General features: G+C 39.7%; 1 protein-coding gene. It reads right to left on the bottom strand.

The window, feature by feature from the left end; genetic code table 11:
- On the bottom strand, nt 1-219 hold a 219-nt coding region (locus HMPREF2805_RS02005; protein WP_186822546.1), incomplete at both ends, for a transposase.

Here is a 219-nt window from a genome sequence, read left to right as displayed (position 1 = left end):
ATATTTAAACACGCCAAAGTAAGCCCAACCTGATCCTCCATTTTGGACTTTCCTTTCTCTCTAGTGTATCTCAAATTATGGTACTCCTTAGCCGTCCCAAAAAGCCGTTCAATTGTTTCTTTGCGCTTCTTATAGAGCTCTTTCATTTCTCTTTGGTGACGAATCTCCTCACAAAATTCAAGGGCATCTTTCCAGACATGTCTCGTTACTACTTTTTGA

Origin of the sequence: Streptococcus sp. HMSC034E03, from assembly GCF_001811505.1 — a bacterium.
Lineage (GTDB): Bacteria > Bacillota > Bacilli > Lactobacillales > Streptococcaceae > Streptococcus.
The sequence above is the reverse complement of the archived record's forward strand: the minus strand, read 5'-3'. Positions and strand labels throughout refer to the sequence as shown.